The sequence below is a fragment of the Streptomyces sp. NPDC031445 genome (assembly GCF_055581365.1).
Map to the genome: position 1 here is coordinate 46,054 of NZ_JBVIJO010000012.1, position 13,916 is coordinate 59,969.

Below are 13,916 nucleotides of genomic sequence, written 5' to 3' on the forward strand. Positions count from 1 at the left end.
GCCTCCGTTTGTCTGCTCTCTCCACCACGTGGCCTACACGGTCGTCGGAGTGCGCTCTACGATGGTGAGCGGGCCCCGGGTGCGGTGAGCCCCCGAGAAGCGGCCCGTCCCCCGGGGAAGGGCGGGCCGGTGCGACACGGACAGATGCCCGGCCATGTCCCATGGCCGGGGAGCACGCCGACGAAGGAGAGGCTGCAGCCATGAGTTCGCTGTTGACCGAGAGCGACCTCATCCACGAGGCCGAGGTGGTGTGGCTGGAGAACCTCGAACGGCTCGACTACGTCCGTCAGGCGCTGGACAAGACCAGGCGGCGCAACACCAAGCCGCCGTACGCGCGCGACGGCCGCATGGTCGGGTACGCGCTGCTGGACGAGGACGCCTCCCCGGACCCGGACAGCGGCCTGTACAAGCGCCGGGTGTTCTTCCTGCTGCCCCACGACCGCGACAGCCTGCCCGACGGCCTGTACCGCGAGGGCGCGCCGGGAGAAGCGGTCGACCCGCGCACGATCGCCCCGAAGAAGCCGGGAGCGAAGACGCCCAGGTCCCAGTCCGGTTCCGTGGCCATAGCGACGTCCACTCCCTGAGGCAGGGCTCCCCGGCCGGGCGCGGGCCGGGATTCCTCCGTTACGGGAAACGAGCGGTGGTCGCACGGAGTTCACGTGCGTCCGCCCCCGGGGGCGGACGCACGCGGGGTGCCGTCCCGCTCGACCGAGGGGCCTCAGTACCAGTGGTTGGCCTGCCAGAACGCCCAGGCCTGGCAGGGGCTGCCGTAGGAGCTGTTCATGTAGTTCAGGCCCCACTTGATCTGGGTGGCCGGGTTGGTCTGCCAGTCGGCGCCCACGGAGGACATCTTGGAGCCGGGCAGGGCCTGGAAGAGACCGTAGGCACCGGAGGAGGCGTTCACCGCGCGGTAGTTCCAGCCGGACTCGCGGGTCACGATGTTGCTGAAGCACTGGAACTGGCCGCTCGCCACCATCTGGCGCGCCATCGCCTGGATCTGCGCGACGGTGTAGCTGCCCTGGGCCGGGAAGCTGGAGGAATCGCGGACGTCGGTCCCACGGCTGGCCGCGGCCTTCTCCTCGGTGCGCTCCTTCGCCTCCTTCGCCTCTTTGGCCTCCTTGGCCGCCTTCTCGGCGAGCTCCTTCTTGGCGATCGCGGTCTCGGCGGCGGCCTTGCGGGCCGCTTCCTCGGCGTCCTTCCTGGCGCTCACGTCCGCGGCGATGGCCTGCGCGTCGGCCTGCTGAGCCAGGGACGCGGTCTGCACCTGCGCCTGTCCGCCCGCGGGGATGTCCATGAGGAGCGTCGCGTCCGCCGCCGTCGCCCCGGCATCATTGGCCTGCGCGGTGCTGCCCGAGGCGATGCCGACGACGCTTCCGACAGCGGTGACCGTGGTGGCCGTGGCCACCGCTAATCCGCGGACCGAGATCGTGCTCACGCGTGTTCCTTCCGGTTCGTCCGTGACGCCGAGTCGCCGCGCACGCACATGTCCTGTCCGGCGCATGCGGCAGCGAAGCACTCTGCCGTGCTCGGGGCCGCAGCGCAACGGCCGGTGAAGAAGGTGTGGATGGTCACACAGCAGGCCGACCGCGCGGGTTTCGCGGAAGCGCGGCGGAACGACTCCACGGAAACGGAGCGGAACGGCTCCGCGAACGGAGCGGAACACACCCGGCGCTGTTCCGCATGTGTTTCCGTGTGTGGCAGCATGTGTGTGTCCAGCAGGAAGGGACATGTGTCGTAGAACAGCGCTCTCCGGAGGCTTCCGTGTCCGCATCGCCAGAGAACACCGGCCCTGCCCCGGCCGGCGCCCTGCCGTTCGGCGAGGACCCGGTGGCCACCCTGGAGGCGGCCGCTTGGGCGATGGCCGCCGTGGTGAGCACCCAGCGGCAGGCGCTGTCGCAGCCCTTGCGGGACGTGCTCGCGGGCGACCCGCGGCGTACGGCGGTCCTGGAGAGCGTCGGCCTGGTCCGCAGGGACGCCGGCGGTTTCGCCGTTCACCCCTCGCTCCTCCAGGCGGACGCCCTGACGGCGCGCAGCGCGGTGGAGGCGAAGCTCAGCTCGCTGCGCCAGGCCGTCTCGGCCGCCGCCTCGGACGCGGAGGACTCCGCGGGGCCGGGCTGGGGCGCCCAGGACGACGAGGTGCTCCTCGGCCAGGGGCGGGCCTCCGCCGCGACCGGCCGTGCGCTCGCCGGGAAGGTCGTGCCGGAACTGCCGGGGTGCGCCGAGCGGCTTCAGGCGGAGGGCAGCCGCATCCTCGACGTGGGCACCGGTGTCGGCGCGCTGGCCGCAGTGCTGGCCGCCGGCTTCCCCGCGGCACGGGTGGAGGGGATCGACGTCCTGGAGCGGGCGCTGGACCTGGCGGGAGCGGAACTCGCCGCGGCGGATCCGGCCGTCGCCGCCCGGGTCAGCCTGCGCCGTCAGGACGCGGCGGAGCTGTCGGAGAAGGAGCGCTACGAGCTGATCTGGCTGCCCGCGCCCTTCCTCTCGGAGGAGGCGCTGCGGGCCGCTCTCCCGCGCCTGGCCGCGGCTCTGGTGCCGGGCGCGTGGCTGGTGGCGGGGACCAACCCCGCCGCCGACGACGCGCTGCGCCGCTCGGTCGGCCGGTGGACCGCGACGCGTGGCGGCGGCAACTCCTTCGACACGGTGCGCATGGGCGAGGAACTCGCCGCCCTCGGGCTGGAGGAACCGAGGACGTTCCCCACGGTTCCGGGCGGCCCCGTCCTCGTCGCCGCCCGACGTCCCGCGGGCCGGGAGCGTCCCGCGTGATCAGTCGGATGCGGCCTCCCGGCCGTCGAGCAGGTCCGCCGCCGTCATGTCCCAGTCCATCCCGGCCAGCTCGTCACCGGCGGGAACGAGCTGGTAGGTGTGCTCCAGCCACTCCGCGAGCGGCGGCACCGGCAGTTCGAACAGCGCGGCCATGTCACCGGAGGCGAGCTGGAGCCGCGCCGTGGCCCGCTCCTCCAGGTTCGTCGGCCAGACCTGGACGTCCCCGAAGCCGCTCATCGAGTACAGCCCCTGGTGGAGGAGGTCGCGGCCGATCCGCCACAGGACGCGCGGGCCGCCTGCGATGAGGAACTCCACGCACACGATCAAGGGGCGCTCCGGGTCGTAGCTGAACTCGGCCCTGATCGCCTGCCGGACGGAGACGTCCAGCACGCGCTCGATGTCCAAGCTCAGCTGAGGACGACCGTGCGGTGCTGTCCGGCTGGCCTGTACACCTGGCTGGTAGCCGCTCATGACGGGTAGATCCTTCCCTGGGGCGGAGGCTGGCCCTACCCACTCTCGCCGTCGCGGGATCGCCGTACATAAGTAACTTGACCGTCGAACACGCACCGCGGTGACGGTGAACGCCGTGACGGCCGCCCGCCAAGCGGACCGGTCTCCGTCTTTCGGCGCCCTGTCCGGGGATCGGGCCGGGGGACCGGTCCGGGCCCGCGTGCCACGGCCGCGAACATTAAGTCATTCGACTGTCGCCCTTGATCCGTGCCTGAACGATGCTGAAACAGTCGCCGGTGTTCCGGTGCCGGATGGTCGTCATGCTCGGAGGAGCCAGCCGTGGAACGTACTCCCGTCGTCTTCATCCATGGCGCGTGGCTGCACGCGCTCTCCTGGGAGTCGTGGGCGGAACGCTTCGCCAGCCGGGGTTTCCTCGCGCTCGCGCCCGGATGGCCGGGGGAGGCCGCGGCCGTCCCGGACCTGCGCAAGTCCCCGGAGCTGCTCGGCAGCGTCGGTCTGGACGCGCTGACCGACCACTACGCCGGGATCGTGCGGTCCTTCGAGACCGCGCCGGTGATCGTCGGACACTCGGTCGGCGGCCTCATCGCACAGCACCTCATCACCGCCGACGTCGGCCGTGCCGCGGTGGCCATCGCCCCCGCCCCGATCAACGGCGTCCTGGTCGACGACGTACCGCCGCCCGGGTCCTCCGCCCGGCTGGCGTACGCCGCCGAACACGATCCCGCCGGGCAGCTGGTGTCCCTGTCGGCGGAGCAGTTCCACCGCGTCTTCGCCAACACGGTGAAGGCGGAGGAGTCCGACCGGCTCTTCGACCGCTACGCGGTGCCGGCGCCACGTCGCCTGCTCGGCGACATCGGGTGTACGGGTGCACCCCGCAGCCCGCGCGCCGTGGCGGACGTGGCCAACCCGGACCGGGGCCCCCTGCTGCTGATCTCCGGGCAGGAGGACAGGCTCGTACCGGACGCGGCCACCCGCGCGGTGTACAAGCAGTACGGCGACACCACCGCCGTGACCGACCTGAAGCAGTTCGCGGACCGGGGCCACTCGCTGGTCATCGACAGCGGATGGCGCTTCGTCGCCGATTACGTGCTCGGCTGGCTGGACGGGTACGGCATTCGCGGCCATCCCACGGAGGGCTGAGCGCGGCGCCACCGGCGGGCCGGACGCACCCGTGCCGTGCCGGCGGGCCGCACGGTCACACCTCACCCTCACACGTCCTGGCTGTCGGGCATGCTGCCGAGGGCGTCGCGCAGGGCGGCGCGGGAGGTGATGCCGAGTTTGGGGAAGACCCGGTAGAGGTGGGAGCTGACCGTGCGCGGTGACAGGTGCATCCGCTGGCCGATCTCCTTGTTGGTCAGGCCGCCGGCGGCGAGGTCGGCGATACGGCGTTCCTGCCATGTCAGCTCGGCGAGGTGTGCCGGTGAGGCGACGGTGGCCGCACCGGTGGCGCGCAGTTCCGCCCGTGCCCGTTCGGTCCAGGTGGGTGCGCCGAGCCGTTCGAAGGTCTCCGCGGCCAGGGTCAGCGACAACCGCGCCGCCTTGCGTCCCCGGGTGTGGCGGAGGTGGATGCCGTGGGCGAGGCGGATGCGGGCGAGTTCGAAGGGGAAGGTGGGGGCGGCGGGGTGGGTTTCGGCGTGGTGGTAGTGGTGGTCGGCTTCGGTGGGGTCGGTGGTGGTCATGGCGAGGGCGCCGTGGGTGATGAGGGCGAGGCGGGGTGAGATGTCGGGGAGGTGTGCGTGGTGGGCGGCGAGGGCGTGGGTGCGGGCTTGGTCGGTGCGGCCGGTGTGCAGGGCTGCTTCGACGAGGTCGAGGAGGGTGCGGGGGGCTTGGTGGGCGTAGGGGGTGAAGGTGCCGGGGGGTGTGATGCCGATGGCGTGGAGGTAGGCGGCTTCGTAGTCGCCTTCGCTGAGGGCGGCGGTGGTGCCGATGGCGTCGGCGATCTGGGTGAGGAAGCCGACGCCGCGGGGGCGGGCCCAGGCGTCGACGGCGGCCTGGAGCTCGCGTGCCCGTTCCACGTCACCGCGCATCGCCGCGAGCAGACCCAGATACGCCCGCGTGTGATGGGCGAACAGGGCGTGGTGGCGCGATGACGCCAGTTCCAGGCTACGCAGGCCGGTGCGCTCGGCCTCGTCCCACTCGCCGACCGCCATCTGGTCCAGCATGATCAGGTGCAGCATGATCATGCCGGACGCCGTGGCCCCCGTCTCCACCTCGCGGTCGACGATGCGCTGGAGGTGCGGCCGGTACCGGCTGAGGGTGTCCACGTGGTACGCGGCGACCGACAGCCGGCTGACGTCCCACGGTTCGAGTGCGCGCAGGTCGGCGAAGGCGCGTTCCACCCGCTCCGCCACACCGGCACCGCGCCGGACCACGTCCCCCCACGCGTTCTCGTAGACGCGGGAGAGGGGGGACACCAGGTCGCCCAGGGAGCCGAGGAGCTCGTGCGTCCGTTCCCAGCACGTCTCGTCGCTCGCGTACTGGTCGATCGCGAGCAGCAGGTTCACCAGCCGGGTGAGCACCTCGTCCGGCGCTGTCACGCCGCCGTCCCGGACGCCCTCGATCGCCGCCAGGACCCGGTGGTGCGAGGAGCGGACGTCCCCGTCCTCGTACAGGGCGCCGTAGGCCGACGCGACCACCGAGGCCGCGGAGTCGTCCCCACCGGACGCGGTGTCGGAGCCGACCAGCTGCTGGGCCCGGTCCAGCAGGCCGGCGTGACCGGCGATGAACGCCGCGCTGCCCAGTCGCCGGGACCGTTCCTCGCGGCCCTCGCTCAGCTCAGCGGCCCGGGTCAGCCAGGCCACGGCGGCCTGGGAGCCGCCCCGCCGGGTCGCTGAGTCGGCCGCCGCCTCCAGCGCGGCCGCCACCTCCTCGTCCGGGTCGACCGTCGAGGCCGCCAGGTGCATGGCACGCCGTTCCACGTCGTCGCGGTGCACGTGCGCGAGCACCGCGTGGGCCGCTCGCCGCTCGTTCGGGGTCGCCGTCTGGACGACCGTCGAGCGCACCAGGGGGTGCCGGAAGACGAACTCGCCGCTGAGCGGGTCGATGTCCAGCAGCCCGCAGGCCGCTGCCTCGTCGGCGTCCCTCATGCGGTAGCGCGTCCCGCGCGTACGCCCTCCGGCCGTGCCCGCTCCCACGCCGTCCAGGGCGCCGCGCAGCAGTTCCGCGCGTACGGCGTCGCCGAGGGCCTGGATGCGGGCGTCGTAGACGTGCCGCAGGCGCAGGGGCAGCGGGACACCGCTGTAGCCGACCGTCTCGTCCCGGTCGCCCGCGGTCCGGCCGCTGCGCAGCACATGGGGCGGCAGTTCGAGCAGCGCCAGCGGGTTGCCCAGCGCCTCGTCCAGGACCAGACGGCGGACCCCGGGATCCAGCCCCGGGTGGTGCAGGTCCAGGAGCTGCTCGGAGGCCTTCTCGGACAGGGTCGTCACCGGCAGCTGCGGCAGCGCGGCCGTGTCGAAGCCCGAGGGCACGTCGGAGCGCAGGCCGACGGCGAGCTTCACCGAGCTGCCGGTGAGCCGCCGTCCGACGAATCCGCACACCTCGGTGCTGGAGGTGTCGAGCCACTGGCCGTCGTCGAGCACCAGCAGGAGGGGTTCCTGTGACGCCGCGAGGGAGAACAGGTCGAGGACGGCGATGCCGAGGGTCATGACCGAGGGTGGCGGGCCCTCGCTCCTGCCGAAGACGACGTCGAAGACCCCTCGGTGGCTGTCGTCCAGCCGGTCGAGGTGGGGGAGCAGCGGGTAGAGGAACTGGTGCAGGCCGGCGAACGGCAGCCCCGACTCGGCCTCCACCCCGGTCGCCCTGATCACCCGGTGCCGCGCGCCCGCGGCGAGGCCGGCGACGTGGTCCAGCAGGGCGCTCTTGCCCACACCCGTGTCGCCGCGCAGGACGAGAGCCCGGCCACCCGGGGCCGTCACGAAGCCGGACAGCACCTCCTGCTCGTGTTCGCGGCCGACCATCGTCCTGTCGATCGACTCCACCGTCCCCCACTCCCTTCCCCGCTCGGTCGGCCCCGCCCGACGCCGCCGTGCCCGTCCGCACGGATCGCGCCGGGCACAGGGGCGAGGGACGCCGTCGTCGCTCTGCCCGTGGCGGTGCCTCTCCCCGTGGCCTCCCCTTCGGGGCCCGGGGACGGGGCGTGTGCGTGCTCCGTGCGGCCTCCTGGGCAAGTGATCGTGCTCCACGGCGGGTCCGCCGCCCGGCGAGCCGCCTTTGAGCCAAAAGACTAGATGTACCTCATGAAGTTCGTCACCTGGTATGGCCGGAAATGTTCTTGTTGCACAGCCTTCACCTGCGCTTGGCGGCGCCGGACGGGGTGGCACGCACTCGTACGAGCCGTACCTTGCCATCCGAGGACGCCCGAGGCCACCCTCCCCTGGCCATCAGAGACACGTATCGAATTCGCCCGGCATGCGAGGACCGGCCGGAGATGCGGCCGAGCCGGGGTCCGTCCGGTGCGCCGGCCGGGGGACATGTGAGCTAGTGTCGTCCGTGTCCTTTGATACGTGTGTACGGACGCGGCAGGCGGCCCGGCCGGGCTGCCGCAGGGGAGCGAGGCGGGCATGGACTGGGTCGACCAAGGGCTGTGCCGGGCGCAGCCCGACCGGATGTTCGCCGAGGGCGCCGCGCAGAACGAGGCCAAGGCCGTCTGCGCCGCCTGCCCGGTGCGGCTGGACTGCCTGGCCTACGCCCTGGACCACCGCGAGCAGTACGGCGTGTGGGGCGCGATGACCGAGCGGGAGCGCCGGGCGCTGCTGCGCCGCCGCCCGGCCGTGACGTCCTGGGCGGAGATCTTCCGCACGGCCGCTGCACACCCCGACCTGGCGCCGGTCGCCACGCCCCGTGACGTGATCCCGGCAGCGTCCCGTGACGTGACCCGGGCGACGCCCCGTGGCGTGGCCCCGGCGGCGGGGGCGTCGTACCCGCCCGCCCCGGCACGCAGGCGGCGGCGGCCGGGTGCGGCGCCGGCGGGGCTCGACCGCTGAGACCGTGACGGGGTTCAGGGCCGCAGCGCCTGGAGGGTGAGTTCGCCGTACCTGCGCCACAGCGCCGGATCCCGCTCCGCGAGACGGACCAGTTGCAGGCACATGCCGCACAGCACCACACGCAGGTCCAGCGGGTCGGCGTCCGGGCGGACCCGGCCGGCGGCCCTGGCCTCCGCCAGCAGCGCGGCCAGCCGGTCGAGCAGGGGACCGGTGTACGCCGTCGACCGCCCCTCCGCCAGCACCTCGGACAGCAGACGGTCCCGGGCGAGGTTCTCGAACAGCAGCAGGACGTAGGTGTCGAAGGCCCGCGCCGGCTCGGCCTCGGCCAGGGCGGGCGCGGTGATCCGCTCCAGCTCCGCCAGCCGGTGCCCGACGACCGCTTCCACCAGGTCCTCCTTCGTCGGGTAGCTGCGGTACACCGTGGCCTTGCCCACGTCGGCGCGCTCGGCGACCTGCGGCACGGTGCCCTGGAGCCCGTACTCCTCGAAGACCTCCCGGGCGGCGGCGAAGACCCGCTCGTGGTTGCGCCGGGCGTCGGCCCGTCTGCGGGGGGCGTCCAGGCCGTTCTGCTGCGGAGTCGTCTGCACCGGATTCACCCGTTCATTGTGCCTGCCGTGCCTCCCGCAGTGTTTTCCGCCGTGCCTCCCGCTGTGTTCCCCGCAGTGCCTCTCGCCGTGCCTCTCGCCGTGCCTCTGGCCGGGGACGCCGGGGCCCCGGGGCACAAGTGGACCTGAGAGTCCGGTTATGCTGGGACAGCAAACGGACCCATGAGTCCGAATCCTGCTGTCCCTGGAGTGGTGATGACCGCATCGATCAGCGGCGAGCGCGCCCCGCTTGCCGACCCGACCCGCCGGCTCGTGGCGGCGACCCGAGGGATCGCCCCCGTGCTGCGCCGCGCCGCGGACGCGGCCGAGCGCGACAGCCGGCTGACGCCCGAGGCCGAACGGGCGCTGCGGGAGGCGGGCCTGTTCCGCCTCGGCGTACCGAAACGCTGGGGCGGTGAAGAGCTCGCGCCCGCCGACAGCCTGGACGTGTCGGCCGAAGTGGCGTCGGCCTGCCCGTCGAGCGCCTGGGTGGTGATGGTCTCGTACGTGGCGCAGCAGATCGCCGCCTCCTTCGGGCAGCGGGCGTGCCAGGACCTGTGGGGCGACGGCCCCGACGTGCCCATGTGCGGGGTGTTCGGCAGCTTCGGAGTCGACTCCGCGCCCGTCGAGGGCGGACTGCTCGTCTCCGGCTCCTGGGCCTGGGCGTCCGGCAGCCACCAGGCCGACTGGGCCCTGCTCGGCGTCCCGCTCCCGGGGGCGCAGGGCGCCGGGACCGCGCGAGGACTGGCACTCGTGCCGACATCCGCCCTCACCATCGAGAAGACCTGGGACATGGCGGGCATGCGCGGCACGGGCAGTGACACCCTGGTCGCCGACGAAGTCTTCGTCCCGGACCACCGGCTGAGGCGCTTCGCCGACGTCCTCCACGGCCGGGGACTGCCCGAGGAGCCGTTGTACCGGATTCAGCCGGGCTCCATGACGGTCGTCTCCATGGGACCGCTGCTGGGCATCGCGAAGGAGGCCCTCCGGCTCACCCTGGAGACCGTCGGGAGCGGCAAGCCGATGGCCATGTCGCTGCACGCCCGGCTCGCCGACTCGCCCAGCGTCCAGGCAGCGCTCGCCGAGGCGGCCACCCTCATCGACTCCGCCCACCTGCACCTGAGGCGCTCGGCGGAGTTCATCGCCACGGCCGCGGCCTCCGGGAGCGCCCCCACGCTGGTGGAACGCGCGCGGGTGCGGATGGACGCGGGACACGCCTCCGCGTGCCTGCGCCAGGCCATGCAGGCCCTGCTGACCGTCAGCGGAGCGGGCAGCTTCTCGCTCACCAAGACCCTCCAGCGGCACTGGCGCGATCTGGAGACCGGGTCCCGGCATCCCACGCTCAACCCCGGGCTCGCCAAGGAGATGTACGGCCGTGCGCTGGTGGGCGACGAGCGGCCGGTCAGCCCCATGGTCTGAGCACCGCCCGCGGCCCCCGTATCCGCTCCCACGCCCGCCGGGCGGGCCCATGGCCGTCGCCGTCGCCCGGCGGGCGAGAAAGAAGAGAAGGCACATGTTCGACCTCAGCGCGCCGGCGGACACCGCGGGCACCGTGCGCGAGGTGCTCGGGCACTTCGCGACGGGTGTGGCCGTCATCACGGCCGGCGGGCCGGCCGGCCCGCTCGGCTTCACCTGCCAGTCCTTCGTCTCCCTCTCCCTCGAACCCCTGCTCGTCTCCTTCTCCCCGGCCCGTACCTCGCGGACCTGGCCCCTCATCCGCACGGCGGGCACCTTCGGCGTCAACGTCCTGGCCGCCGGCCAGGCGGACGTCAGCGCCGCGTTCGCCGGCTCCGGGAACGACAGGTTCCACGGGGTGGGATGGTCTCCGGGCCCGGGCGGCGCACCACGGCTGGACGGTGTGTGTGCGTTCGTCTCGTGCGAGCTGTGGGACGAGTACGCGGCCGGTGACCACACCCTGGTCCTCGGCCGCGTCCTCGCGCTCGGCGCGGATGCCGCCCGGGAACCGCTCATCTTCCACCGCGGCCGCTACCGCGCACTGGACCCGGGAGCGCCGTCGCACCCGCGGTGAGCGGGCCGCGGCCCGACACGTATGCCGGGTCGCGGGAGGTCGGACACACCTGGGTGACGAGCCTCACATGAACCCCCACCCATGACACATACGTCCACACAAGTGAGGAAACGAGTACATGCCGACCGAGGCGGTCCCGGACGGCGTCCGCGGCGTGGACAGGCTCCGCGGGGACGCGGTCCGGTGCGAACACCCCACCGCTGCACGAACGGCCGCACGTCGGTGCCGCCCCACGCGGCACCTGAGCGGGAAGAAGCTGATGCACGATGAAGGACGGCACGACCGTCTGGCTCCCGTACCACCGCAGCCGGATATCCGGCCTGCCGGACGGGCTCACCTACGCGTACTGGGACGGGTCCGGCCCGTTGCCGGGTGACCCCGCCGAGGTCCGCTTCCTCGTGGGCCCGCCGGTCCCGGGCGCCGAACGGGTGCTGCGCCCCGTCCTGCCGCGGATGCGCAACCTGGAGGTGCTCCAGCTGCTCAGTTCCGGCTACGACCACATGCTGCCGCTGCTGGACGCGATGCCGCCCGGAACCCGGCTGAGCACCGGGCGCGGCGTGCACCGCGAGGCCACCGCCGAACTGGCAGTCACCCTGCTGCTGGCCCTGTCCCGGGGACTCGACGTGTTCGGTGCCCGCCAGGCCGAGGGGACGTGGCAGCCCGAGTACCGCACCTCGCTGGTCGGCAAGCGCGTCCTGGTCATCGGCTACGGCGCCGTCGGCGCGGCCGTCGCCGCCCGGCTCGGCGCGTTCCGGTGCGAGACGGTCCTCGTGGGCAGCAGCTCGCGCACCACCCCGGCCGGACGTGTGCACGGGGCGGCGGAGCTGCGCGAGCTGCTGCCCACGGCGGACGCGGTGGTGCTGTGCGCGCCGCTGACCGAGCGGACGCGCGGCATGTTCGGCGCGGACGCGCTGGCCCTCCTGAAGGAGGGCGCCCTGCTGGTGAACGTCGCCCGCGGGGAGCTGGTGGACACCGGCGCGCTGGTCCAGGAGGTGCGCGCGGGCCGTATCCGGGTCGCGCTCGACGTCACCGATCCGGAGCCGCTGCCGCCCGGCCATCCGCTGTGGCACCTGCCCGGCGTCCTGATCACCCCGCACGTGGCGGCCTTCACCGACGCGTTCCCGGCGATGACCGAGGACTTCCTGCGCCGGCAACTGCGCCGGTACGCACGGGGCGAGGAGCTGCACAACGTCGTCCTGACGACGGCGGCCGACGGTGACGATGTCGTACGGGCGGCGTGAGCCCATGACGACGTCCACGCACGGTGACCATCTGCGGGTGCTGGGACCCGGCACCGGGCTCGCGCAGGTGTTCGCGTCCTACGAGGGCCACGCCCACGGCGATCCGTCCGCCGCCTGGGAGGCCTTCACCACCGCCTGGAACTGGGCCGCGCCGCTGGCCACCGCCGTAGCCGGCGCGGACGTCCCGGACACCCCGGTGGCGCGGCCGGCCGCCGACGGCGGCTTCACCCTGTCCGGACGGTGGCGCCTGCCGGCGCACGACGGGACCGGATCCTGGCTGGCGCTGCCGCTCACCGGCGGCGAACGGCCCTCCCGGCCGGTCATGGCCTCGCATGGCGGCCCGGACCTGTTCGCGGTGCCCTCCGAGGTGCTGCGGGGCGCGGTCCACGCCGTCCCGGGCGAGGCCGCCGGGCCCGGACCGGTGTTCCGGCTGGAGGGCGTGCACGTGCCCGCGGGGTTCGCCACCCACGCGGCGGCCGCCCCGCTGCGCGCCGCGGACGCGCCGTTCCTGTGGACGGCGGTCGCGGCCCAGGCCCTGGGAGCGGCCCGGCGCATCACCGACGCACTGGCCGCCCCGGCCACGACGACCGCCCCGGCCACGGCGTCCGGCGCGGCATGGGGGCCGGTGAGGCCCGCCACCGTGGCCGCCGAACTGGCCGCCGTGCTGCACGACGAGCGGCTGAGCCTGGCGGCTGCCCTGCACGGCGCGCCCTCCGCGCGGCTGGGCCTGCCCGCGCCCGCCGAGGAGCGGCTCGCCGCGCGTGTGCTGCGGGCCGGGAACGCCGTCCACCAGGTGGTCGCGTCGGCCCTCGACCACGCGCTGGCGGCGTATGGGTACGCCGGTGAGCACCCCCTGGTGCACCTGGTGGAAGCCAGTGCACCGATACTTCAGCAGGTGCGGTACGCGACGCAGCTTCTGCCGCCCGACGACGGAACCTCCCGGAAAGGTGCAAATCTGTGACAACCGTCACATATCAGGGTGAACCTGGTTCCAACTCCGCGACCGCCGCACGTGCCCTGTACCCCGGGAGCGCCGAACTGCCCTGCACGAGCTTCGAGCAGGCCCTGGACGCGGTGACACGCGGCGCCGCCGACGTCGCCGTGATCCCGGTGGACAACTCCGCGGCCGGACGCGTCGCGGACGTGCACCATCTGCTGCCCGAGTCGGGACTGTCCATCGTCGCCGAGTACTTCCTCGCCATCCGCTTCGACCTGATGGGGGTGCCCGGCGCGACCCTGGACCAGGTCGAGTGCGTACGCAGCCACGTCCATGCCCTGGGGCAGTGCCGCAAGCTGCTGCGGGAGGGCGGCTGGCGCACCCTCGTCAGCGACGACACGGCCGGGGCGGCGCGCGAGGTGGCCGAGCTGGGCGACCCGCGGCACGCCGCGCTCGCCCCGCCCGCCGCGGCCGGGCTCCACGGCCTGGAGGTGCTGCGCTCCGGCGTCGAGGACGACCCGGACAACACCACGCGGTTCGTCGTGCTGTCCCGGGACGCCGCCCAGGCCCCCGCCACCGGGGAGCCGACGATGACGAGCCTGTTCTTCAGCGTGCGCAACATCCCCAGTGCGCTGTACAAGGCACTCGGCGGGTTCGCCAGCAGTGGCGTGAACCTCACCAAGATCGAGAGCTACCAGATCGGCGCGGGGCTCAACGCCAGCCGCTTCTACGTCGAGATCGAGGGGCACCCCGACGACGAGCGCGTCGCCCTCGCCCTGCACGAACTGCGGTTCTTCTCCTCCGAGGTGCGCGTCCTGGGTGTGTACCCGGCACATCCGCACCGGCTGAAGGGCTGAACCGGCCCGGGTGACGCGCGGGGGGACCCGTGCGGCCGGGGCCGGGGCTCTT

13 protein-coding genes are annotated in these 13,916 nt (G+C 73.4%); 9 read left to right on the plus strand and 4 right to left on the minus strand.

The window, feature by feature from the left end; translation table 11 throughout:
• Positions 1–200: 200 nt before the first annotated feature.
• Positions 201–584: a DUF6009 family protein gene (locus ACZ5DC_RS28360; RefSeq protein ID WP_014669013.1), complete on the plus strand. Its 384-nt coding sequence runs from the start codon at positions 201–203 to the stop codon at positions 582–584.
• A 134-nt stretch (positions 585–718) separates the two neighbouring features.
• On the opposite strand, the gene ACZ5DC_RS28365 is transcribed toward ACZ5DC_RS28360, so the two are convergent.
• Positions 719–1,435 carry an aggregation-promoting factor C-terminal-like domain-containing protein gene (locus ACZ5DC_RS28365; protein ID WP_468657275.1) on the minus strand — a complete coding sequence of 239 codons (717 nt, stop codon included), beginning with the start codon at positions 1,433–1,435 and terminating at the stop codon, positions 719–721.
• A 326-nt stretch (positions 1,436–1,761) separates the two neighbouring features.
• Between ACZ5DC_RS28365 and ACZ5DC_RS28370 the strand changes: the two genes are divergently transcribed.
• Positions 1,762–2,763, plus strand: a complete 1,002-nt coding sequence (locus ACZ5DC_RS28370) for a methyltransferase domain-containing protein (protein WP_468657277.1) — start codon at positions 1,762–1,764, stop codon at positions 2,761–2,763.
• On the opposite strand, the gene ACZ5DC_RS28375 is transcribed toward ACZ5DC_RS28370, so the two are convergent.
• Positions 2,764–3,234 carry an SsgA family sporulation/cell division regulator gene (locus ACZ5DC_RS28375; RefSeq protein ID WP_468657279.1) on the minus strand — a complete coding sequence of 157 codons (471 nt, stop codon included), beginning with the start codon at positions 3,232–3,234 and terminating at the stop codon, positions 2,764–2,766. It lies immediately after the preceding gene.
• Between the two features lie 318 nt (positions 3,235–3,552).
• Here ACZ5DC_RS28375 and ACZ5DC_RS28380 point away from each other — a divergent pair, with 318 nt between their 5' ends.
• Positions 3,553–4,374: an alpha/beta hydrolase gene (locus tag ACZ5DC_RS28380; protein WP_468657281.1), complete on the plus strand. Its 822-nt coding sequence runs from the start codon at positions 3,553–3,555 to the stop codon at positions 4,372–4,374.
• Positions 4,375–4,442: 68 nt separating this feature from the next.
• Here ACZ5DC_RS28380 and ACZ5DC_RS28385 read toward each other — a convergent pair whose 3' ends face one another.
• On the minus strand, positions 4,443–7,190 hold the full coding sequence (locus ACZ5DC_RS28385) for a helix-turn-helix transcriptional regulator (RefSeq protein ID WP_468657668.1): 2,748 nt from the start codon (positions 7,188–7,190) through the stop codon (positions 4,443–4,445).
• Positions 7,191–7,793: 603 nt separating this feature from the next.
• On the opposite strand from ACZ5DC_RS28385, the gene ACZ5DC_RS28390 reads away from it, so the two are divergent.
• A complete protein-coding gene (locus ACZ5DC_RS28390; RefSeq protein WP_468657283.1) occupies positions 7,794–8,216 on the plus strand; it encodes a WhiB family transcriptional regulator in 423 nt (140 codons plus the stop codon).
• Between the two features lie 14 nt (positions 8,217–8,230).
• Here ACZ5DC_RS28390 and ACZ5DC_RS28395 read toward each other — a convergent pair whose 3' ends face one another.
• Positions 8,231–8,812 (minus strand): TetR/AcrR family transcriptional regulator, encoded by a 582-nt coding sequence (locus ACZ5DC_RS28395; protein WP_366755385.1) that lies wholly within the window; start codon positions 8,810–8,812, stop codon positions 8,231–8,233.
• A 204-nt stretch (positions 8,813–9,016) separates the two neighbouring features.
• Between ACZ5DC_RS28395 and ACZ5DC_RS28400 the strand changes: the two genes are divergently transcribed.
• The 5 genes from ACZ5DC_RS28400 (at position 9,017) to ACZ5DC_RS28420 (ending at position 13,864) form a co-directional block, all read left to right on the plus strand.
• Positions 9,017–10,219, plus strand: a complete 1,203-nt coding sequence (locus tag ACZ5DC_RS28400; RefSeq protein ID WP_468657285.1) for an acyl-CoA dehydrogenase family protein — start codon at positions 9,017–9,019, stop codon at positions 10,217–10,219.
• A gap of 94 nt (positions 10,220–10,313) precedes the next feature.
• Entirely contained in the window at positions 10,314–10,829 is a 516-nt protein-coding gene (locus ACZ5DC_RS28405) for a flavin reductase family protein (RefSeq protein WP_468657287.1), read from the plus strand.
• Positions 10,830–11,095: 266 nt separating this feature from the next.
• Positions 11,096–12,070 (plus strand): 2-hydroxyacid dehydrogenase, encoded by a 975-nt coding sequence (locus ACZ5DC_RS28410; RefSeq protein WP_468657289.1) that lies wholly within the window; start codon positions 11,096–11,098, stop codon positions 12,068–12,070.
• Positions 12,071–12,074: 4 nt separating this feature from the next.
• Entirely contained in the window at positions 12,075–13,031 is a 957-nt protein-coding gene (locus ACZ5DC_RS28415) for a hypothetical protein (RefSeq protein WP_468657291.1), read from the plus strand.
• Complete coding sequence (locus tag ACZ5DC_RS28420) at positions 13,028–13,864, plus strand: prephenate dehydratase (RefSeq protein WP_468657293.1); 837 nt, start codon at positions 13,028–13,030, stop codon at positions 13,862–13,864. The genes ACZ5DC_RS28415 and ACZ5DC_RS28420 overlap by 4 nt, the downstream gene beginning before the upstream one ends.
• Positions 13,865–13,916 lie beyond the last annotated feature (52 nt).